The organism is Lysobacter sp. P5_B12 (assembly GCF_056400425.1).
The window spans coordinates 212924-235950 of sequence record NZ_JBFULG010000005.1; the positions used below are offsets into that span (position 1 = coordinate 212924).

12 protein-coding genes are annotated in these 23027 nt (G+C 67.3%); 7 read left to right on the forward strand and 5 right to left on the reverse strand.

All coding sequences use genetic code 11. From position 1 onward, the window contains the following. Nucleotides 1-53: 53 nt before the first annotated feature. Nucleotides 54-737 (forward strand): Dph6-related ATP pyrophosphatase, encoded by a 684-nt coding sequence (locus AC1DOM_RS10345; RefSeq protein ID WP_498962922.1) that lies wholly within the window; start codon nucleotides 54-56, stop codon nucleotides 735-737. Here the strand turns inward: AC1DOM_RS10345 and fghA are convergent. From fghA to AC1DOM_RS10360, 3 genes are read right to left on the reverse strand one after another with little or no spacing between them, the layout of a single operon-like run. Further along, the gene (fghA, locus tag AC1DOM_RS10350; protein ID WP_498962924.1) at nucleotides 710-1540 is read right to left on the reverse strand and encodes an S-formylglutathione hydrolase; all 831 of its coding nucleotides are present in this window, start codon (nucleotides 1538-1540) and stop codon (nucleotides 710-712) included. The genes AC1DOM_RS10345 and fghA overlap by 28 nt on opposite strands. Beyond that, on the reverse strand, nucleotides 1540-2649 hold the full coding sequence (locus tag AC1DOM_RS10355) for an S-(hydroxymethyl)glutathione dehydrogenase/class III alcohol dehydrogenase (protein ID WP_498962926.1): 1110 nt from the start codon (nucleotides 2647-2649) through the stop codon (nucleotides 1540-1542). Before AC1DOM_RS10355 ends, fghA begins: the two co-directional genes overlap by 1 nt. Before the next feature lie 45 nt (nucleotides 2650-2694). Further along, nucleotides 2695-13572, reverse strand: a complete 10878-nt coding sequence (locus AC1DOM_RS10360; protein ID WP_498962928.1) for a TcdA/TcdB pore-forming domain-containing protein — start codon at nucleotides 13570-13572, stop codon at nucleotides 2695-2697. 216 nt (nucleotides 13573-13788) lie between these two features. Between AC1DOM_RS10360 and AC1DOM_RS10365 the strand changes: the two genes are divergently transcribed. Further along, nucleotides 13789-15450, forward strand: coding sequence for a tetratricopeptide repeat protein (locus AC1DOM_RS10365; RefSeq protein WP_498962930.1), 1662 nt, complete (start codon nucleotides 13789-13791; stop codon nucleotides 15448-15450). 3 nt (nucleotides 15451-15453) lie between these two features. On the opposite strand, the gene AC1DOM_RS10370 is transcribed toward AC1DOM_RS10365, so the two are convergent. Together AC1DOM_RS10370 and yihA are read right to left on the reverse strand one after the other, a co-directional pair. Next, nucleotides 15454-16830, reverse strand: a complete 1377-nt coding sequence (locus AC1DOM_RS10370; RefSeq protein WP_498962931.1) for a glutamate--cysteine ligase — start codon at nucleotides 16828-16830, stop codon at nucleotides 15454-15456. 126 nt (nucleotides 16831-16956) lie between these two features. Beyond that, nucleotides 16957-17556 carry a ribosome biogenesis GTP-binding protein YihA/YsxC gene (gene yihA, locus AC1DOM_RS10375; RefSeq protein WP_498962933.1) on the reverse strand — a complete coding sequence of 200 codons (600 nt, stop codon included), beginning with the start codon at nucleotides 17554-17556 and terminating at the stop codon, nucleotides 16957-16959. Between the two features lie 155 nt (nucleotides 17557-17711). On the opposite strand from yihA, the gene AC1DOM_RS10380 reads away from it, so the two are divergent. The 5 genes from AC1DOM_RS10380 to AC1DOM_RS10400 all read left to right on the forward strand — a co-directional run bounded on the left by AC1DOM_RS10380 (nucleotide 17712) and on the right by AC1DOM_RS10400 (nucleotide 23023). After that, nucleotides 17712-18479, forward strand: a complete 768-nt coding sequence (locus tag AC1DOM_RS10380) for a c-type cytochrome (protein ID WP_498962935.1) — start codon at nucleotides 17712-17714, stop codon at nucleotides 18477-18479. A 109-nt stretch (nucleotides 18480-18588) separates the two neighbouring features. Further along, nucleotides 18589-19215, forward strand: a complete 627-nt coding sequence (locus AC1DOM_RS10385) for a thiol:disulfide interchange protein DsbA/DsbL (protein ID WP_498962937.1) — start codon at nucleotides 18589-18591, stop codon at nucleotides 19213-19215. Between the two features lie 61 nt (nucleotides 19216-19276). Beyond that, entirely contained in the window at nucleotides 19277-20125 is an 849-nt protein-coding gene (locus tag AC1DOM_RS10390) for a thiol:disulfide interchange protein DsbA/DsbL (protein ID WP_498962939.1), read from the forward strand. A 32-nt stretch (nucleotides 20126-20157) separates the two neighbouring features. Further along, nucleotides 20158-20895 (forward strand): endonuclease/exonuclease/phosphatase family protein, encoded by a 738-nt coding sequence (locus AC1DOM_RS10395; protein ID WP_498963011.1) that lies wholly within the window; start codon nucleotides 20158-20160, stop codon nucleotides 20893-20895. Nucleotides 20896-21007: 112 nt separating this feature from the next. Continuing rightward, nucleotides 21008-23023, forward strand: coding sequence for a lytic transglycosylase domain-containing protein (locus AC1DOM_RS10400; protein ID WP_498962941.1), 2016 nt, complete (start codon nucleotides 21008-21010; stop codon nucleotides 23021-23023). The last annotated feature ends 4 nt before the right edge of the window (nucleotides 23024-23027 follow it).

The window sequence follows — 23027 nt, forward strand, 5'->3', positions numbered from 1 at the left end:
TGCGGAACGTGAGGGCGCGCGAGAATGGTGTTCGTTTTGTGTGAGGACGCCGCATGCCTTCGGATCGCCAGGCCTTGCTGTCATGGAGCGGTGGAAAAGATGCGGCGTGGGCCTTGCACACCGTGCGGGCCGCGGGCGGGATCGACGTCGTCGCGCTCGTCACGACCGTGACCTCCGGTTTCGATCGCATCGCGATGCACGGCATCCGTCGCGACCTGCTGCAACTACAGGCGCGGGCGGCGGGCGTGCCCGTGATCGAAGCGGTCATCCCGCCGCAATGCGACAACGCGACCTACGAGGCCTCGTTCGCCGCTGCGTTGGCGCAGGCGCGCGAACGTTGGCCCGCGTGCGAGGACATGGTGTTCGGCGATCTGTTCCTCGAAGACGTGAAGGCATGGCGCGAAGCCTTGTGCGCGCGCCTTGGCTGGACGCCGCGGTTTCCCTTGTTCGGTCGCGACACCGCGCAACTCGCGCGCGAGATGATCGACGGTGGCTTGCGTGCGAACCTGTGTTGCGTCGATACGCAGCAACTCGATGCCGGGTTCGCTGGACGTGCGTTCGATGCGTCATTGCTCGCGGAGCTGCCGTCCTCCTGCGATCCCTGCGGCGAGCGCGGCGAGTTCCACACGCTCGTACACGCCGGGCCGATGTTCACGCAACCGCTCGCCGTCGAACGCGGCGAGTCGGTGCTGCGCGACGGGCGCTTCGCCTATACGGACTTCAGCGCCGCGGCGTGATGCGCGATGTGGTCGCCGATGAAGGAGGCGACGAAGTAGAAGCCATGGTCGTAGCCCGGGCGCATGCGCATGTCGAGCGTGTGTCCGCCGTCGGCGCAGGCGTCGCGCAGGAGATCCGGCAACAGCTTGTCGTGCAGGAACGGATCCGCATCCCCTTGGTCGACCAGGAGCTGCAGGTGTTCGTTCGAATCGCGTAACAGATCGCACGCATCCCATGCGCGCCACGTGTCGGCGTCTTCGCCGAAATACGCCGCGAAGGCCTTGCGGCCCCAGCCGCGCGATGCCGAACAGATCGGCGCGAGCGCCGACACGCTGCGATAGCGGCCAGGATTGCGCAGCGCGCAGATCAGCGCGCCATGCCCGCCCATCGAATGCCCGGTGATGCCGCGTACGTCGTTCGCCGGGAACGCAGCTTCGATCAGCGCCGGCAACTCCTGCGTCACGTAGGCATGCATCCGGTATTGCGCGGACCACGGGGCCTGCGTCGCGTCGACGTAGAACCCCGCACTCAATCCGATGTCGTCGCCTTCGGCATCCGCGACGCCGGCGCCGCGCGGACTGGTATCGGGGCCGACGAGGATCAGCCCGTGCTCGGCCGCGTAGCGCTGCGCGCCGGACTTCTGGATGAAGTTCTGCTCGGTGCAGGTCAGTCCGGACAGGACATACAGCACGGGACAGCGCGCGCTGTTCGCCTGCGGCGGAAGGAACACGCTCACGCGCATCTCGCACGACGTCGATGTCGCGTCATGCGCCCAGACGTCCTGCGTGCCGCCGAAGCACGCGTGCGATTCGAGCCTGCGCATCAGAAGTGAATGACGGTGCGGATGGATTCGCCGCGATGCATCAGGTCGAAGGCTTCGTTGATGCGTTCCAACGGCAGGTTGTGGGTAATGAACGGATCGAGCTGGATCTCGCCGCGCATCGCCTGCTGCACCATGCCCGGCAACTGCGTGCGGCCCTTGACGCCGCCGAAGGCCGAACCGCGCCACACGCGCCCGGTGACCAACTGGAACGGCCGCGTGCGGATTTCCTGCCCCGCGCCGGCCACGCCGATGATGACGCTTTCGCCCCAACCCTTGTGGCAACACTCGAGTGCGGATCGCATGACATCGACGTTGCCGATGCATTCGAAACTGAACTCCACGCCGCCGTCGGTCATCTCGACGATGACCTCCTGGATGGGCTTGTCGTGATCCTTCGGATTGATCGTGTCGGTCGCGCCCTGCGCGCGCGCCAGGTCGAACTTCGCCGGATTCGTATCCACGCCGATGATGCGCGACGCACCCGCCGCCTTGGCGCCCTGCACGACCGCCAGGCCGATCCCACCGAGCCCGAACACCGCGACCGTATCGCCGGGCTTCACCTTCGCGGTGTTGTGCACTGCGCCGAGCCCGGTGGTGACGCCGCAACCGAGCAGGCACACTTTTTCGAGCGGCGCCTGCGGATCGATCTTCGCCAGCGAGACCTCCGCGCACACCGTGTATTCGCTGAAGGTGCTCGTGCCCATGTAGTGGAAGATGGGCTTGCCCTCGAAGGTGAAACGCGACGTGCCATCGGGCATCACGCCCTTGCCCTGCGTCGCGCGCACCGCCTGGCACAGGTTGGTCTTGCCGGAGGTGCAGAACTTGCACTTGCCGCATTCGGCCGTGTAGAGCGGAATGACGTGGTCGCCGGGCTGCACGCTCGTCACGCCTTCGCCGACTTCGACCACGACACCGCCGCCTTCATGGCCGAGCACCGCGGGGAACAGGCCTTCGGGATCGTCGCCGCTGAGCGTGAACGCATCGGTATGGCACACGCCGGTGTGCGTGATGCGCACGAGCACTTCGCCCGCACGCGGCGGTGCGACGTCGATTTCGACGATGCGCAGCGGTTGACCGGGGGCGAAAGCGACGGCGGCGCGGGACTTCATGGCGTGGGCTCCGTTGGGGGCGCCCACGCTACACCGTTACGGCGCTCATCGGAATTCCATGCTCCAGTAGTCGAGCTGGCCGGCGACGCCGGGTTGCTTGTCGCGGATTTGAAGGATCCAGTTGCCACGCTGCTGGCTGCTCGTCAACGCGATCGTGTACTCCTGCCCTTGGAAATGCGTGGCCGGCACGGTCCAAGTGGTGCCTTGCGGGGAAGTGAGCGTGACCTGCAGGTCGCTGGTCCGCGCATGCGCGATATTGACCTTGAGAACCACTGCGGTGGTCGGCTCATCTTCGAACACGTGGATCGCGCTGTCCGTCGATCCATTGTCTGGAATCGCAAGCCACAACGAAAAGTCCTCGCGCTCGTAAATGCGCGGCGGCTTGGGAACGACGATCGTCTTGGCCGACTCCACCTGGACACCCTGGTTGGGCATGCCGGTGGTGGTCCGCGGGATCACCTTGACGGCCAGGCGCTTGTTGATGTGCTCGACGTTGACGAGCAAGTGGGCGTCGGTCGACCAGTCGCTGCAGCCTTCGGGCGTGTCGCTGTTGGCGGCGTACGTGCACCATTGGTACGTCGTGCCGCCGAACGTGTCGCCGTTCGCGTCGAACGCATCGAACACCGCCGACAAGGTCTCCCTCGGCTCGACCGTGCCCTCGATGCGCACGTTGCGCGCTTCAGGTGGGCTCGCGCCGGGCAGATCGCCCACGCGATGGAACTCCATCTCCCACTGCTTGATCACTTCGACGTCGTTGCTGAACCTGGCCGTGGGCGTCGGTTCCAGCGCTGGCGTCAGCACCAGGAAGGATTGCGTGGGCTTCATCAGCCGGATTCCGCCGGTGTGGAAGGCGCGACTGTCCTGTCCGACCGGCTGCAGTCCGCTGAGGTCCCACGCCGCCTGCCCGTTGGCGATCAACACATCGGCGGTCGGGAACCCGCAGAACTTCTGGTTGCTCGTGCTCCACAGGAACAACGTGGCATGCAGCGCCGTGCCGTTGCTGCTACGGATCAGGCACTTGTTGTTCGAACGGTTCTTGATGACGTGTGCGATCTGCCCGGTGCTGGAAACCACCGGGTACACGTCCCACCGCGCGATGCCGCTTTCCACGGTTGCGTTGCACATCACCCGCTTTTCGGGTGGCGCCGACATCGCCGACAGGACCTGCGTGGTGCCATTTCCGTTCGCCACCAGGCAACCGTAGTCGGACCACGGGTGCGGCGGCTGCATCAGCGCGAACCGGATGTGATACGTGCCTTCCAGCGGTGGAGGGCCCGGCCACACGGTGGCCGCCGGTCCCTGGAAGGACATGCGCCACGACTCGAGCTGGCCGGTGAACCCGGTGCCGGCATCGCGGATGCGCAAGGTCCACACACCGCGTTGCTCGCCCCCGGTCGCCGGGACCTTGAACTCCTTGATCAGATTGTCGTCGCCGCCACCGCTGCGGTTGTGCAGCGTGTACGACACGCCCTGCGGATTGACCAGGTTGACCTGCAGGTCGCCGATGTTCGGATGCGTGATGCGCACGTTGACGCGGTGGTCGGTGATCGTGCCGTAGTCGTACACGGTGATCTTGCTCTCGACCCAGGCGCCAGAATCGGGGATCGCAACGACCCCTTCGCGCGCATGGCTCGGCGATGCCCACACCACTGTGGCCGTCTTCTCCGGTGACGTCGCCTCGGCGCCGGCGCTCGGCGCGCCGCTCGTCGTACGTACGATCACTTTGACCGCCAGTTGCTTGCCCACGTTGGCTGCGGCCACGGTGTAGTACGGGCTCGTGCTCCACTCGGTGCAACCGGTGGGCGTGGCGGCGTTGGGCGCGTACTCGCACCATCGATACGTGCTTCCGCCGATCGGATCGCCTTTCACGTCGAAGCCGGTGAACAGCGCCTGCAAGCGCGCACCCAGCTTCGCCTCGCCTTCGATGCGCAGGTTCAGCGCCCGCGGGGCGTTGCCGCCGACGATCACGCCGGTCTTCTCGGCGATCACCTCCTCGCCCACGTTCGGCGTCCCGCTGCTCGTGCGCGGGATTACCTTCACCGCCAGTCGCTTGCCGACGTTGCCCGCGGTGACGGTCCAGCTGTCGCTGGTGCTCCACGCCGCACAACTGTTCGGCGTATCGCCGGTGGCCGGGTATTCGCACCACTGGTACGTGGTGCCGCCGAACGGATCGTTCTGCGCATCGTAGGCGTCGAACACGGCGCGCAGCACGGCGCCTTGCTGCGCATGGCCTTCGATGCGCAGGTTGCGCGCTTCCGGCGGTGCGCCGGTGACCACGGCGGTTTTCGCCGACAGCGTTTCGACACCGACGTTGGGCGTACCGCTGGTCGTGCGCACGATCACCTTCACCGCGATGCGCTTGCCGATGTTGGCCAAGGTGATCGCATAGGTGTCGCTCGTGCTCCACGCCGTGCAGCTGTTGGCGGTCTCGCTGTCGGCCGGGTACTCGCACCATTGGTAAGTCGTGCCGCCAATCGGATCACCTTCGGCGTCGTACGGATCGAACGCCGCCCTCAGCGAATGACCATGCATCGCCTGCCCTTCGATGCGCAAGTTGCGCGCCTCCGGTGGGTTGCCCTGGATGCCGGTGCGCTGCGTGGACCATTGCGTGGCGGCGACATCGCCGGTGGAGGCCACGAGACGCTCGATGGTGAAGCGGAGCGAGCGCGTGCTGCCAAGATCTTCGGGGCGCAAAGTGTAGGTGCGGTGCTTGGCGCCGTTGATCGGACGCCATTGCCCGGCCGCATCGGTGATCGACCACTGGTACTGGCTGGCGCCTTCCTTCGCGCCGCCGGCGTGCGCGAAGTCGTAGAGCGTGCGCAAGGTGTTGCCGATGCGCAGGTCGCCATCGATGCGCAGGTTGCTCACCGATGGGGCGCTGCCGGCAGTGGGGGGTGGGACTGCGGTGATGTCGCCCGCCGCCGCGCGACGCGATTCGCACCAGTGTGCAGGATTGCCATAGCCCGGCGAGCCCCACTGGATGCGATGCGCGGCACCACACACGAGCGGCTTGGCAACACGGGTGAAATCCGGAGTTGCCGCACCGATGCAGTTTCGCCCGTCGTAGGACATGCATTCCACGTCACCCTGGTTGAGGCGGACCATGAAGCCGGAGGGCGTCCACGGCCCAATGACGGTCGCCTGCACCTGCGCGTGGCGTGCGCGCTGGCACCACGCTGGCGCCTGGGCCGTCGTCGTGGTCGCTGGACACGTCAGGAACGTCTGGTCCGCCTTCGCGGCGGCCAGCGAATCGGTGCGCAGGCACGCATTCGTGTTGTTGCCATCGCGCACGCACTGGAAGTCGGTGCCGTCGAAGCGCACGAGCTCGCCGAGCGATTGCCCGGGTTCGCGTTGCAGCTGCAGGTAACGCGCGGCATTCGCCGTCGCCGTGATCGCAGCTTCCAGGTTCGCGGGCGGCGCACTGCCCGCGTTCGCCGCTTGACGGCCGGCGGGGCGCACGCCGTCGCGATCGATGGCGTAGCAGTTCAGGCCGGTCCTGCCGACCACGGGCGAGGCCGCCTGCACCCATGCGCAGTACAACGCCGTGCCCTCCGACGACAGCCACCGATACTGCGCCACATCGCTCGTCCACGGCACCGCGACATCGCTGCGCACGTCGACGCCCGCGCGCGTGCCGTCGGCGTTGCGCGAGACCCAGCGCAGGCGCCCCTGCCCATTGACGTTCTCCACCCACGCCAGGTCGGCGAGGTTGTCGCCGTCCACGTCCAGGCGATCGGTGAACGGTGCATTCGCCGGGGGCAGCACGAAGTCTTTCGGCAACTCCAGGAAGCTCACCGGGCGCAGGTCCGCCAGCTCCAGCGATTGCCCGGTGTCGCCGAAGTGGAGCGCCTTGTTTCCACCGCTGCCGCGCAGCTCGATCTGTTGCCCGGTGTCTTCATTGTGGGCGCGCCAGCCGCCGGGCCAAGCCTGCACGACCAGCTTGCTCGCATTGTCGAACAACAGATGCACATCGTGTGTCTGGTGCGGGCCGGCCGGCGCTGCGCCCATGTCGACCACGATGCGCGGATAGTGCGTGCGCGTGGCCGCATCGATCAGATAATCGGCGGCGTAGTGGCTCGCGCTGGCAAGCCCAAGCGTCGTCAGCCCATCGATGCGGGGGATGTACGCAGCCGGCAGGCCGTTGCGCGCCTGGTGCAGGAACAGGGAATCCCCCACCACGTTGGCATCGGCCATCCAGTGTCGACGCTGCAAGTCGCCCGCCCAGTTGGTCACGTACAGGATCTGGTGTTCGGGATGGAAGAAGTACGCTTCCTTCGCCTGCGCACTGAAACCCAGCAGGCGGTACTGCGATGCATCCAGCAGCGCATCGGGTTTCGGCAACGCGATGCGTTCACCGCTCGGCGCGAGCCAACCGCTGCGATCGCGCGTCGATCCGTTTGCGCATGCCAGTTGCACGTAATCGGCTTGCGTCCCTGCCGGCCGCGCGGGCACGGGCTGCGCCGGGCACCACGCCATCTCCAACACTTGCGGCCGACCCGTCGCCGACAGGCACATCGCAGTGCCGTTCTCGTACATCGCGAACGTGCCATCGCACTGCGCATCGCGCCGCGCACTGAGCGAGACCGGACGCCCGAAGCCGGCCGGCAACTTCACCGACTCCAGCTGCACGTCCCCACGCAGCTTGCGTCCGTCGAGCATCGCGGCGAACTGACCGCCTGTCATCGTCGAGGAGTGCCACAGCGCGCCGTCGGCATCGCGCAAGGTCGCGCGGAAGGGCGAGCGCGTGCCATCGTCCACGACGTGCATGCCCGGCTTGCCCAGTGTCCAACGGTCTTCTGCCGGCATGTACCACGCCTGCACGTCCTGGTTGGATGCGTCCTGCACGCCCGAAACCGGCAACGGCGACGCAGCAGGCGTGGCTTGTGGCTGCGATGCGACCAATGCGGTCAGGTTCGTCAACCACGCATTCGGCGCGGCGATCACGTACGCCGCAGCGACCCCACTCAGTTGCCAGCCCGTGTCGGCCTGTCGCCACACGAGGCCCGAGGCATCCTCGCCTTCGATGATCGCAGCGCCTGCCTTGCCCACCGCCAACAGTTGCGTCCGCGGATATTGCACGGGGCTCGTTTCCGGGGCGTGTGCGCGCACGCCATACAGCACGCCCAGGCTCGGAGTGTGGAAGCGATGCCATGTCGTGGTGGCCGAGCCGGTTTCCGCTGCGGGGCCCTGGTAGGCATCGAGCATCACCGCGTCGCCCGGATGCGCGAGCGCGCAGCCGGCGCTTGTCACCGCGTGGCGCACCTTGAAGCCATCCACCGCGCCGATGCCCGCGCGACAGGTCGCCGATGGCGCGACGAACAAGGGCTTGAGCAGATGCCCGTCGCTCGCGCGAATCCAGTACTGCCGCGCCACGTCACCCGTCGGCACGCGCACCATGCCGTTCACCGACACCCACTGTGCGGGCACGGGCACCAGCGGCGTCAGGCCGGCGACCGGCGTGGGCGTATAAGCCACGTTCGCCAGCGTCGCCAGATAGGCCATGAAATCGCCATAGGCCTCGCCGTTCGGCGTGGCGCGATCGCTTTCCTCCAGGTGCGCGCTCAACCGATGGTGTCCCATCAGCGCGAACACCTGCGCCTGCTCGGCGCCGATCTTGTACGCGATCGTCACCCCGTCATTGATCTCCGGTGCGGCCGTGCCGGTCAGGTATGCCGGTGTCTTGCGCTTGTATTCCACCAGCACCAGCAACGTATCCGCGTTCAGCCGATCCACGCGCTTGATCACGTGCGGCGTGGTGTCGTTGGCGGCGCCGATCACGAACGCACGGTGCGGGCGCACGGAGCCGGCGGCCACGCGCAGCAACTGCCCGCTGTCCGGATCATGGAAGAGCGCTTCGTGCGCGTCGCCGAACACCAGCGTGGCCTTCGGATAAGCGTCTTCGAGTGCATGCACCAGCGTTTCGTCGCGCACCGACTGGTAATAGCGCTGCACGGTGGCGCCATGCACCGGGAACGGACGCGTCGGCGAGCCGGTGAGTTCGATGAAGCCATCGCTGCGCCAGGAAAAGCCCTTGCGCCGCAGCGCGTCCTGCACCCGCTTGTCGTGCACCAGGTCGGTGGCAGCCAGCAGGTCTTTCGAGACCAGCTCGCCCTTGGCGAAATCCACGTGCCAAACGCCATGCGCCATCACCACGTAAACCTGCGCGCTGCCTTCGCCGGCCACCGGCGTTGCACCGGTCACGCCGGCGATGCGGACCTCGTTGCCGGAGATGCGCAGCACGCCATGCTGGCCGGGCCCCGATGGACGCGATTCGAGCGACGTCGCAATCCCATCCGGGTTCGCCAGATGACGCGCATCCAGCATCCACGTGGTCGACTTGCCCGTGCCCGCTGCCTGCAATTCGATGCTGCCGTAGCCATCCTGCAGCGCAAGCACGTAGGCCTGCGTGCGCCCGCTCGGGCTCACCCGGTACCGCATGTTGCCGGTCATCTGCCGGTTGCTGGCGCGATACGTCTGCTGCTGTTCCGGCGTCCAGGTCGTGTCCTTGGGAATGATGAACTCCGGCCAGGCCACCGTGTGCACCGCATCGTCCAGCACCAGGTCCACCGTGGTGGGAATCCAGTTTTCGTGTACGCGGCGCAGGATCGTGCCGACCGCATTGAGGTCGAAGTCGTAGAGGAAGAAGCCGGCGTTCCAGTCCGTGCTCTCCAACCGACGCAGCACTTCGTAGCCCATGAAGCCCGCTTCCTGCCGATGTCGGTCGTTCGCATCGGCGAGGTTCTGGTACTCGTAGCTGTGGAAGCGCGAAGCCGGCGTCGCGGGGACCACCAGCGTTTCGACCACGTCTGCGGTCGCCAACGGCAGATGACCGGTCGGATAGATGCCCGTGCGTGCGAGGATCGGAATGGGCGCGGCGTTCGGATCCGGGGAAGGCACGTTGCCGCCAGTGAGCGTCGGACGACTGCCGGCCACGCTCTGAGAGCCTTGCTTGGTCGGGTCTGCGCGATCGATGTAGCTCTCCGCGAACGCCGTCGAGCGCCGGCCCAGGCTGTCGCGTGCACGCAAGTCCACGCGGCCGATGGCGATGCCGTGTACGGGCTGCAGCGTCTGCGATTTCGCATCCCACTTGTACGCGCTCCGTTTGGTCGGCGCGCTCGGATGGCCCGATGCGACGAGGCCATCCTCCGCCGACGACCAACTCGTGCGTGCATACAGATCGGCGAACTTGTCGAACTTCGCCGCCGACGCATCCACGTCTGCTGCCACCGCCATGAAGGCCTCGACGAGGCCGACGACACCGATCCCGATCCCCGCCAGCGGCACCGCGAATGCGCCGATGATCGAAGAGGCGGTGGCCGCGCCCGCCATCTCCGCGACGATCGCAGCAGCGGTGACCCCCACCGACATGCTGTCCACACCAAGCTGGGCACCTGCGACCGCGCGTTGCATGTCGGTCTTCGCGTTGGCCAGGTTGTAGATATCCACGCCGACCAGGCCGACCGACGCCAAACCTCCCACCACGTCCAGCGTCGTCCCCAGCGTCCGCAGCAATCGGGCCTCGATGCGCACGGTCTGTCCGAGCGCGGAGCTCACCTCCGCCGCCTCGCGCATGCCTTCGCGCGCCAGTTGCACGACCTGCACGACATCCTTGGCCACGCCGGCCACCGCCATCGCCTCGCCCAGGTACATCTGCACCTGCAGCGAGGTCGCCAGGTTCGAAGGCAATCCCTCCTGCTGCGATTGCTTGTTCGCCTGGAGGATGTGCGCCAGGCCCATCAGCGCAAACGCCGCGTTCATGCTGGAGACGTGCCCGCCCGCAATGTCGGCGTTGGCCTGCACCACGTGCATGGCCAGGAAATCGCGCGTCTGCGCGAACACCGGATCGCGCGTGCGCACGATGCGCTCTTCGCCCGTCGTCTCGTGCAACCAGCGCATTTCGTATTCCGTCTCGGCCTCCCGTGCCGTGCAACCCGACATCGGACAGGCCGTCGTCAACGCGCGCGCGGTTTCGAGCACGGGAACCCACGTGTGCGGATCGAGTGCGTGCGCGACCAGCAGATCGCGACTGGCCCGCAACAGGCGCGTCCCCAAGCTCTGCGCCTGCATCCGCACGATCACCGGGTCCTGCGCATGCGCCGCGGCGGCTTCCGCCGGCAGGATCGCCGCGGGCGCGTCCCACAGGCCCATCGAGCGCATCATCGCGGCGAAGCGATGCATGACCCAATCGGCGACATTGCCGAGCGCTTCGCGTGCGCGCGTCCACCAGGAATGCAGGCGGCCCTGTTCGCGATCGTGCAGCGCATCGCGCACGGCATCGCGATCCGTCGAGCTCGCACCATCGCGCACGAGGCCGGCATCGACGCCGGCGATGACCGCTTGGTCGCGCCCTCCGGCCGTCGCCGCTCCCCCACCGGTGTTCGCGGCGTCCGGCAGCGGCTGGCGGCCAGGCAGTTGGAAGTGGTTGCGATAGGCCTGCTCGCCGGCGACGTGCCACGCGCCGCCCCCTGGCTGTTCCTGCCAGACGACGGTGTCCGGCCCCATCAACAGGGCGACGTTGAGCCGCAATTGCAGGAGCGTCTCGACGCGGCCCCGGTCGGAACCGAGCAGCGCGCTGCGCGCGAGGAACTGATCATCATCGGGGAGCCAGAGCATCGCCACCGGCTCATGTCCGAGACTGGCGTTGACCACGCCCGCGCCATCGCGCGTGGTGATGTCCGCGCCATGGAAGACGAATTCGCCCGCAACGACCCGCTGCCGGAGGATCTGGAAGGCGGCCTCGACGTGTTGGTCGGAGAGCAAACCCAGTTCGGTGTTGTGATCATGGGGCGTGGTGCCACGCCAGATGTCGATCAGATCGGGACCTGCGGTATCCAGGCCGTTCGCACGCAATTGCGCGATCCATGCAATTGCGTTCGGCGCGGTCCTGGCCAGGTGCAGCGCGAGGCGGACGCCCTCCAGGCGCGCGGGGTCGGTATCCACCACCACGACGTGTCCGTCGTCCGGCCGCGCGCCGGCCATGAATGCATCCAGGTCGGCGGTCGTCACCACGGTGCCGTTCTTGAACATCACCTCCATCACGGGCCACCAGTCGCCGCCGCGGCGCGAACCCGGGTCGAGCCGTGGCGCCAGGCCCGGCGCGGGCGTCACGTTGACGACGGCACCTGCTGCAGTCACGTGCGCCAGCCCCGGTGCTGCAATGGCCGGCCCCGTCGCCTGGGCGATCCATGCCGGCGTCCGTCCGGGTGCGGCGGGCACGAGCGGCCCGCCCGCATGCCGTACCAATGGCAATGGCCGCACACCCTCGACCTGGATCCGCTGGAGCTCGTTGAGATCCAGGTTCTCGAAGAACGTGTCCCCCGCCGAGTCGTATTCCAGTGTCGTCGTGAGCAGGCGCGACTCGTAGGCCCAGCCGCGCGGATCGCCGAATGCATCGCTGAGCACGAACCAGGCGCTGATGTTTTCCGGGCCGCCCTGGAACGTCACCACGGTCGCGTTGTGGACCGAAACATGGTCCACATGGATGCCATTGCGCCGCAATGCGCGGACCAGCGCCTGCGCATAGTCCACTTCGTCCTGCCCCAGGTTGCCCGCACTGCCTGCTTCGTAGTCGGCCTGGCAGCGCACGCCACAGGCAAGAAGATGCAAGTGCGTGATCCGCGGCATCTGCCCCCTGGCGATCACCGGTGCGATGTCGAGTTCGGGGTGCGTTGCGATCAGCGCGGCGAGTTGCCCCGGATGCAAGTTCCCGACGGTGTAGCCACCGTTGGGATGCACGCCACCGTGCGCCGAGACGGTCAATTCCACCAGGCCCGTATGCAGCGCTTGCTCTCCGCGCTGGTCGGGAAACGGGACTCCGTGCGAGAACGCCGAAATGCCTTGATCGATGACCGCCTGGCGCATCTGCGCATCGTTCATCCAGGCCGTCGTCGCCGCGAACCTGTTCACGACGTTGTCCGGCACCACGACCAGTGCCGAACGGTCCGGGTTGGTGTGGTGCTCGATCGTCGCTTGATCCTCCACGACGCCTGTCAACACCAACCGGAGTTGTGCGTCGTACGCCTGGACGTTGGCGAAATCGCCCATGCTGTAACGCGGTGGCGTGCCTGGCGCGAAGACGTGCGGAACCGGCCGGCCGTCGGGCCCGAAACTGCTGGTCCCTTCGAAGTTCGCGTTCGGCAGCGTGGAGAGAACGCCGGGAATGTTGCCGATCGGCACATAGTGGAGATGCGGATCTTCGGCGAGCGTTGTCGGCAGCTTGAGGGGCGCCGCATTCGGGGATCTGGGCAGGCGATCCATCCGGTCGACGTACCGCGTGTGATACGTCGGGTCGACGCGCTCGGTGACGCGAGGGTCCAGCAACGGGTTGCGATAGACGTTGACGCGATTGAACACGGCTTCGAACATCGGCAGTTCCACGGATTCATCGAGGCCGTGGCCGATCAGGATGATGTTGCGCACGCCCTGCAAGTGCGCGTCCAGGAACGTCGTGCCCTGGATCGCTGCCGTCAGGTACGCCGTTTCGGGGGCGCCGGTCCATGGGAATCCCGCATACAACGGGGTCACGTTGCGCATCGCGGCGTGCACTTCCGTGGGAAGCGCATGCTTTGGCGCAATGAGCGTCTGGCCCGGCGCAATGCGCGCAAGGGCGACGACACGCACGTTCTGCGAATCGACGAACGCCATGAACCTGACGAAGTTGTCGAAACGTTCCCGCGCTTCGGGCAGCAGGCTGTTCTTCTGGTCGTCTTCGACGTGCTTCAGCACGACCACGGTATCGTGCGGCGACTGGCGCAGCAGTGCTTCGAGCGTCGGATAGTTCGTCGGGTTCGCCGGCTTGGTCGGCAGGATGTCGGCCTGGCCGAGCGTGGCGTGTGCCAGGCCGCCTCCCGCGCCGATGGCGCCGATCACGGTCAGTCCGGCGAAGAGCAGCGCGACGGTGATGCACTGGAGAGGGAACCGCATGCGGGCGTGGACGGCCCGCAGGGCGCGCGCGAATCGGTCGGCGGTCGATGACATGGCAGATCCGTCTGCAAGTAAGGCGGCCATGATCGGAATTCGACGGCCGTCCACCGACGGCGAAAGCTCTTCCGCAGCTGGATGAATCCGAGCCCTGCACTCGCGACCTGTCGGCGTCAGCTCTTGCGTTCTCCCTCGTGACCCGACAGCAGGATCCCGACCATGCGTCCCTCGCTCGTTGCCGCGCTCTCGGCCGCTTTCGCCGCCACCGCACTCCTCGCCGCTTGCGAAGCGCCGGCACCTCGCGCCGACACGGCGGCGGCGCCCGCACCGCCGCTGTTCGAAACCTTCGGCGAGTTGCATCGCGACATCGCCACGCCCGTGCCCGGCGCACAGCGTTACTTCGACCAGGGTTTGCGGCTCGCCTACGGCTTCAACCACGAAGCGGCGGGTCGTGCGTTCGCCGAAGCGGCGCGCCTGGATCCGCAATGCGCGATCTGCGTGTGGGGGCAAGCGCTCGTGCTCGGGCCGAACATCAACCTGCCGATGCAGCCCGACGTCGTACCGCAAGCCGCTGCGCTCGCGAAGAAGGCGCTGTCGCTGTCCGACAACGCGAAGCCCGCCGACCGCGCGTTGATCGAAGCGTTGGTGAAGCGCTACGCCGATCCCGCGCCCGCCGATCGCGCGCCGCTCGACAAGGCGTACGCGGATGCGATGGCGAATGTCGTCGCGCAGTTTCCCGACGACGACGATGCGCAAGCCATGTATGCCGAAGCGTTGATGGACCTCACGCCCTGGAATTACTGGACGGCCGGCAAGCCGAACGCGGATACGCCGAAGATCCTCGGCGCGATCGAGACGGTGCTAAAGCGCAATCCGAAGCACATCGGCGCGATCCACTACTACATCCACGCGGTCGAAGCCTCCGACGATCCCGGTCGCGCCGAGGCGCTCGCCGACACGCTGGGCGGCCTCGCGCCCGGCTCTGGGCACCTGGTGCACATGCCCGCGCACATCTACATCCGCACGGGCCGCTACAACGACGCGACGCTCGCCAATTTCCGCGCCTCCACCGCCGACAAGGATTTCCTCGCGGTGTGCAGGGGCACCAACGGCATGTATCCGCTCGGTTACGTGCCGCACAACTGGCACTTCGCCACGCTGAGCGCGGGGCTGATGGGATCGCGCACGCTCGCCACGCAGGCCTCGGACCAGACCGCGCAGCACGCGGACATGGAGAAACTGGACGCGCTCAACTTCATGCAGCACTTCGTCGTCGTACCGATGCAGACACAAGTGCGATTCGGAGAATGGGATGCGATCCTCGCGCGCACGCAATCGCCGGCGCCGCAGCCCTATCCCACCGGCATCTGGCATTTCGCGCGCGGCATGGCGCAGTTGCGCAAGGGCAATACGGCCGAAGCGCAGCGCGAACTCGCGGCGCTGCAAACACTCGCGGACGATCCTGCGATGGCCAAGCTGATGCTCGGCACCACGAATTACGCCGGCGATTTACTGAAAGTCGGCGCCGGCGTGCTGCAGGGTGAGATCGCCTCGTCGCAGGGCAAACACGATCAAGCCATCGCAGCATTGCGCAAGGCCGGGGAGATCGAAGACAAGCTGACCTACAACGAACCCGCGGATTGGCCGCTGCCTGTCAGCAATTATCTCGGCGCGGCGTTGTTGAAAGCCAAACGCCCGGCCGATGCGGAGAAAGCGTTCGAAAACGACCTGCAGAAATTCCCGAAGAATGGCTGGGGCCTGTATGGTTTGGCGCAGGCGCAGGACGCGATGGGCGACAAACAGGCCGCGGCGGAAACGCGCAAACAGTTCCAGGCAGCGTGGCAGTGGGCCGATACGCCGTTGCAAGCCGCGGTGTTCTGACCCTCAGTACTGGAACTCGGAAAACACGCGGTCGATGTTGCCGGCCCACGGGCCTTCGTAAAGCGCGAGCTTGCGTTCGGCCGGCGTCTGGTTGGCTTCCGCGCTTTCGATCAGCGGATCGAGGAAGACGCGCTCGTCCACGCCGCTCTTGTTGCGGCGATCGCGGCGCGCGAGGCCCGCGGCGGAAATCTTCAGCACTTCGATCGCCAGCTCGCGCACGGTCGCCTGCGACTTGCCCAGGCGCGCGGGCAACTTCAACGCATGCTTCGGCACGCCGTCGCGCAAGGCGTGGCGTTCTTCGCGCGAGTAGTCCTTGACCAGGTCCCAGGCCGCATCCAGCGACGCATCGTCGTACAGCAGGCCGACCCAGAACGCCGGCAACGCGCAGATGCGATTCCACGGGCCCGAATCGGCGCCGCGCATTTCCAGGTATTTCTTCAGCCGCACTTCCGGGAAGGCGGTGGTCATGTGGTCCGACCAGTCGCGCAGCGTGGGCAGCGCCCCCGGCGTGACATCCAGCTTGCCGTCCATGAACTTGCGGAAGGACTTGCCGGACGCATCGAGGTATTCGCCGTTGCGATAGACGAAGTACATCGGCACGTCGAGCAGATAGTCGGTGTAACGCTCGAAACCGAAGCCGTCTTCGAACACGAAGTCGAGCATGCCCGTGCGGTCGGGATCGGTGTCGGTCCAGATGTGCGAGCGATACGAGAGAAAGCCGTTCGGCTTGCCTTCGGTGAACGGCGAATCGGCGAACAGCGCGGTCGCGATCGGCTGCAGCGCGAGCGAGGTGCGGAACTTCTTCACCATGTCCGCTTCGCTGGCGAAGTCGAGGTTGACCTGCACGGTGCACGTGCGCGTCATCATGTCCAGGCCCAGGTCGCCGCGCTTGGGCATGTAGTCGCGCATGATCTTGTAGCGGCCCTTGGGCATCCACGGCATTTCATCGCGGCGCCACTTCGGCTGGAAACCCATGCCGAGGAAGCCGATGCCGAGCTGCCCGGCGACGGCTTTCACTTCGTCCAGATGCGTGTTGGTCTCGCGACAGGTGTCGTGGATGGATTCGAGCTGGCCGCCGGAGAGTTCGAGCTGGCCGGCGGGCTCGAGCGTGACGCTCGCGCCGTCGCGTGCCAGCGCGATCGTGCGGCCGTGTTCGCGCACCGGTTCCCAACCGAAACGCACCAGGCCTTCGAGCAGGGCTTCGATGCCGCGTTCGCCGTCGAAGGTGGGCGGGCGCAGATCGTCGGTGCGGAAGCCGAATTTCTCGTGCTCGGTGCCGATGCGCCAATCGGTGCGCGGCCTGCTTCCGGACGCGAGGTATTCGACCAGCTCGCGCCGGTCGGTGATGGGAAGCTCGGCGACGTTGCTCAGGCTCGACATCGGTTCCTTCCGTTGCAGGCCCGGCACTATAGTCCCGGTAACGTCCACGCACTCCTCACGCGGACAGGACGCCGTCGTTCCAAAGTTGGCACTTGTGCGGGGCGTTCCCGCGCACGGGGCTTGCGGTCAGACGCCCAGCCAGCGCGAGACCACGGCGCGCGCTTCGTCCACGCCCTGCTTGGATTCGGCGGAGAAGGTCTGCACCGATACGGTCTCGCCGTACACGCGCGCGAGCTCCATGCGCACGGCCTGCAACGTGTTCGCCGCCGCGCCACGCGAGAGCTTGTCGGCCTTGGTGAGCACCGCATGTGCGGGAATGCCGCGCTGCGCGGCGTAGTCGATCATCTGCCGGTCGTAGTCTTTCAGCGGGTGCCGGATGTCCATGATGACCACCAGGCCCTGCAATGCATCGCGCGTGGAGAAGTACCCGTCGAGGAACTGCTGCCAGTGCGACTGCAGGTCCTTGGGGACCTTCGCGTAGCCATAGCCCGGCAAGTCGACCATGTGTTTGTGCGGGGCGACTTCGAAGAAGACCAGCTGTTGCGTCCGGCCCGGCGTCTTGGAGACGCGGGCCAGCGCATTCTGCTGCGCGATGGCGTTGAGGGCGCTCGACTTGCCGGCGTTGGAGCGACCGGCGAAGGCGACCTCGGCGCCGGCATCGGGCGGCAGTTGGCGGTAGTTGTGCGCCGAAAGGACGTAGCGGGCGCGGGCAAGGGGGTTGGCCATGGCGACAAGGATCGCACGCCGCGCAAGCCCGGCCGGCCTCCGGTTTGACCGGTCGGCGGCCCGCCGTCGATAATCCCGCGCCTTCGCGACCGAATTTCGGTCCGCGACCACCCGGCGGCCTGGTTTCGCCGGACCCAGCAATTTCGGAGCTTTGCATGCGCCACGCACGCGTCCTGCGCTACGCCGGTCTCGCGGCCACCTTTGCGGTCGCCGCCGTCGCTTTCGCCCAATCCCAGGTGACGCCCGTCGCCCCGGATGCCCAGGTGGAAACCAAGCCGCTGGTCGAGGCCAAGCCGGTGTGGGGCGACGTGAAGCGTGGCGACCAGAAGGCCGGTACGTGCGCGGCCTGCCACGGCCTGGACGGCAACCCGACCGACCCGCAGTACCCGCGCCTGGCCGGCATGCCGGAGCGCTACATCGCGCACCAGCTGGAACTCTTCAAGAGCGGCCAGCGCACCTCGGGCATGGCCGCGGTGATGAAGCCCTTCGCCGACGCCCTCACCGCGCAGGACATGCGCGACCTGGGTGCGCACTTCGCCGTGCAGAAGGCCGGCGCCGGCGTGGCCGACGACACCGCCATCGCCACCGGCCCCAACGCCGGCATGAAGTTCTACGAAGTGGGCGAGCGCCTGTTCCGCCAGGGCGACCTGGCGCGCGGCATCCCGGCCTGCATGTCCTGCCACGGCCCTGCCGGCGGCGGCAACCCCGGCCCGGCCTACCCGGCCATCGCCGGCCAGCAGTCGGCCTATGCGCAGCGTCGGCTCGAGGAATACCGCACGGGCACGACCACGCAGACCGACCCGCACCTGTTCAACATCATGGCCTCGGTCGCCAAGCCGCTGACGGACGAGGAAATCCAGTCGCTGGCGAGCTACGTGCAGGGCCTGCACAAGCGCTCGGACGAAGCCACCGCACAACAGTAATCACGGCGGAACCTGCGCCGGCGGAAGCTGTCGAAGCGTTCACGACCTTGATCAGCACGCCGGTCCCACACTGTGGACCGGCGTTTTTTTTGACCCCCGAAGGACCCGCATGATCCGTCGCATCGCGTTCCTCCTCCTCGCCCTGCTGCTTCCCCTCGCCGCTTCCGCGCAGGCCACGTCCGCGCCGGTCGAGGATGTCGACTACGAAGTGCTCGACACCCCCGGCACGTTCGACACCGTGCGCAAGGGCGAGATCGAAGTCGCCGAAGTGTTCGCCTACACCTGCCATCACTGCCACGACTTCGCGCCGAAGATCGAGGCCTGGCGCGCGACCCTGCCGAAGAACGTCAAGGTGCGTTACGTGCCGGCGGCCTACGACATGGACGACACCTTCGGCCGCGGGTACTTCGCCTCCGAACAGCTCGGTACCGTGGCGCGCACGCATGCGGCGACGTTCCGCGCAGTGCACGACGACCAGGTGCTGCCGATGAATCCCAGCGACGCCGAACTCACCGCGTATTACGCCACCCTCGGCGTGGATGCGAAGAAGTTCTCGGCGGCGATCGCCAGCCCGCAGGTCGCCGCGCGCATGAAGGCCGCGCACGACTTCGCGCTGCGCATCCAGCTCCAGGGCACGCCCACGCTCATCGTCGACGGCAAGTACCGCGTGATGGGCCGCTCGCTCGATGACATGCTGCGCATCGCCGGCGCGCTGATCGCGCATCCGCCCCGCTGATTTCTTCATTCCACCCATCCGCCCACCTGATATTCAGGCACTCCGCTGGAGGATCGACCCCATGACCCGACGCGTCCTGCTCCCCCTGGTTTCCTCGCTCCTCCTTCTCACCCTCGCCGCCTGCGGCAAGACCGAAGCGCCGACGGCTGCCACGCCGACCGCGCAGTCCACCGCCGCGATGCCGGCCAGCGCCGACGAACCCGCCGCGAGCACCTCCGCGGCACCGGTGGCCGCATCGACCGCCGCCCCGGCCGCCAACGCCGCCGCCGACGCCGCTGCGCAGAAGGCCCTGGCCTCCGCGAACGATCCCTCCGGCCTGGTCGAAGGCACCGACTACGTCACCATCAAGGGGGGCGAACCGTGGAAGCCGCTCGACGGCAAGATCGAAGTCGTCGAAGTCTTCGGTTACGTCTGCCCGGCGTGCGCCGCGTTCGATCCGCTGGTGTCCGCATGGAAGGCCAAGCTGCCGGCCGACGTGCGCTTCTCCTACGTGCCCGCGCCGTTCGGCCCGGAGTGGAACCCCTACGCGAAGGCGTTCTACGTCGCCGAATCGATGGGCCTGGTCGAGCGCTCGCACAGCGCGCTGATCAAGGAGATCCACATCACGCAGACGATGCCGGGCGAAGGCGATCCGGTCGACGAACAGAAGATCGCCAACTTCTACGGCAAGTACGGCGCGAACCCGAAGGAATTCCTGAGCACGATGAATTCGTTCTCGGTGAACGCGCAGGTCAGCAAGGGCCGCCAGTTCATGATCCGCTCGGGCGCGAACAGCACGCCCACGCTGATCGTCAACGGCAAGTACAAGGTCACCGGCAACAGCTTCGAGGACATGCTGCGCATCGCCAGCGGCCTGATCGCGAAGGAGCGTGCCGCCGACGGCGCGCCCGCCGCGGCGTCGCAGGGCTGATCGCCGGGCTGATGACCCACCGCCGCCTCAAGCTGCTCAGCGCGAACATCCAGGCCGGGTCGAGCACCCGGCGTTACACGGATTACGCGACGCGCAGCTGGTCGCACGTGTTGCCCGCGGGCAACAAGCGCGGCAGCCTGGATGCGATCGCGCAACTGGCGGGCGGCCACGACATCGTCGGCCTCAACGAAAGCGACCCCGGGAGCCTGCGCTCGGGGTTCACCAACCAGACGCATTACCTCGCGCAACGCGGGGGTTTCGCGTACTGGAGCCACCAGCCCAACCGCAACGTCGGCGGTTTCGCCTCCAGCGCGAACGGGTTGCTGTCGAAGCTCGAGCCCGTCGAAGTGCACGACCACCCCCTGCCCGGCCGCGTGCGCGGGCGCGGCGTGCTGGTCGCGCAATTCGGCAACGGCGACGACGGGCTGACGGTGGCCGTCGCGCATCTGTCGCTCGGCGCCGGTTCGCGTGCATCGCAACTGTCGTTCATCGCCGAACTGCTGCACGACCATCCGCACGCAATCCTGATGGGCGATTTCAATTGCGATCCGGACCGGCCGGAGATGCAGCAGTTGTACAAGCGCACGCGCCTGCAGCCGCCGGCCTCGTGCGTGCCGACCTTCCCGAGCTGGCGGCCGCAGCGCGCGATCGACCATATCCTCACCACCGGCGACCTGCGCATCGCGCGCATGGAAGCCTTCGCCGCGGCGTATTCGGATCACCTGGCGATCGCCGCGGAAATCGACGTTCCGGAACACGCGCTGCGTTGAGCGTGGCTTGAGGGATTCCCGACGTTCGTGCGGGTGGTTTCCTGACTGATCGATTCACGAGGCGTCGGCTATAGTCGGGCCCAGGTCGTTCGTCTCCCCCAACGGATCGTCCATGCTGCGACATACGCTGCCGCTTCTGTCCGCGCTTTTGTTGTGTTCGTCTTCGGCGATCGCACAGCAGGGCAAAACCGCGCCCGCCGGCAAGATCCTGCCGCCGCCGCTGCGCAACGCACCGATCATCGTCGTGCCGCAACGCGACCAGATCCGCGATGCGTTCACCGCTGCCGAGCGCGGCACCCTGTCGTCGGAACAAATGGCCGCGCTGGCCAACCATCCCTTGGTCGGGTGGGTCGAGTACGCGCAGCTCAAACGCGATATCGACACGCTGCCGGTGCCGCGCGGGCAGGCTTTCCTCGCGAAGTACAAGGGACAGGCGCTCGAAGGTGCGTTCCGTGAGCTCTGGCTCGCCGCGCTGTCGCGTCGCGAGGATTGGCCGGCGTTCCGCAGTGCGTGGTCGCCGTCGATCAAGGACGCCGCGTTGCGTTGCGCCGAACTCCAGTCGCGCGCGGCAACGGGCAACACCGATGCCACGTGGATCGCCGATGCGCAGGCGATGTGGCGCAGCACGGGCAAGGCCCTGCCGGTGGCGTGCGATGCGCCATTCGACATGCTCGCCGCGAAGGGCGGGTTGCCCGCGTCCTTGCGTTGGGAACGCATCGACGCCGCGGCGAACGAATGGGAACCCTCGGTCATGCGCAGCGCCGCGCGCGGGCTGCCTGCGGAAGACATGGCGCTGGCCAACGACTACGCCGCGTTCTTCGAAGCCGTGCACGATCGCGCGCTGACGTGGCCGAAAACGCCGCGCAGCCGAATGATGGCCTCGCAAGGGCTCGCGCGCCTGGCGAAGTCGGTGCCGATGCTCGTCGATACGCAACTGCCGAAGTTCGCGAGCGCGCTGCAATTCACCGATGCCGATCGCGCACGCCCGCTGTACCAGGCCGCGTTGTGGACGGTCGCCTCCTACGAACCCGATTCCGCACGGCGCTTGAACGCCGTGCCCGACAGCGCCTACGACGAACGCCTGCACGAGTGGCGCGCGCGCGAAGCGATGTCGCGCAGCGATTGGCCCGCCGCGCTGGCCGCCATCCGTAAGATGGGCGACAAGCAGCGCGGCGATTCGCGCTGGACCTACTTCCAGGCGCGCCTGACCGAACTGGCCGGCGACAAGGCGGGTGCGCAGGCGCTCTATCGCGATGCGGCACGCAAGCCGGAATTCCACGGCTTCCTCGCCGCCGATCGCATCGGGCAGCCGTATGCGCTGTGCCCGGTGGATGTTGCGCTCGGCACCGCGCAGCAGTCGGCGATCGCGAAGGATCCCGCCATCGTTCGCGCGATGGCGCTCTACCAGGCCGACCGTCCGGGCTGGGCGCAACGCGAATGGGACGATGCGCTGTCGCGCTTCGACGACACCCAGCGCCGCCTGGCCGTCGCGGTCGCGCAGGACTACGGGTGGTTCGACCGCGCGGTCTTCGCGCTCGGCAAGCAGCCCGAGGAGGCGCGCATGTACGGCCTGCGCTTCCCCCTGCATCACGATGCGACCATCCGCCGCGAGGCCACGAAGAACGGGCTCGATCCCGCATGGGTCGCCGCGGAGATCCGTGCCGAGAGCATCTTCAATCCGAATGCCCGTTCCGGCGCGAACGCGATGGGCCTGATGCAGGTCGTTCCCGCCACGGGCATGGCCACCGCAAAGCGCATCGGACTGCCGTGGAGCGGTGCGTCGACGCTGTACGACCCCGACGCGAACATCGCCATCGGCACCGCCTACCTGCGCCAGTTGTACGACAAATACGGCCCGCCCTACATGGTGCTTGCCGGCTACAACGCAGGCCCGGCGCCGCTTGCGCGCTGGCAGGCGCAGCGGCCGGGCATGGATCCGGATTTCTGGATCGAGACCATCAGCTACAAGGAAACCCGCGAATACGTCGCGCGCGTGCTGGCCTTCAGCGTGATTTACGACTGGCGCCTCAACGGCGACGCCGCGCCGGTCAGCGACCGCATGCGCGGGCGCGCCGGAGCGCGCAAGTCTTTCACCTGCCCGACGACGGTCGTCCTGAACACCCCCTAGAATC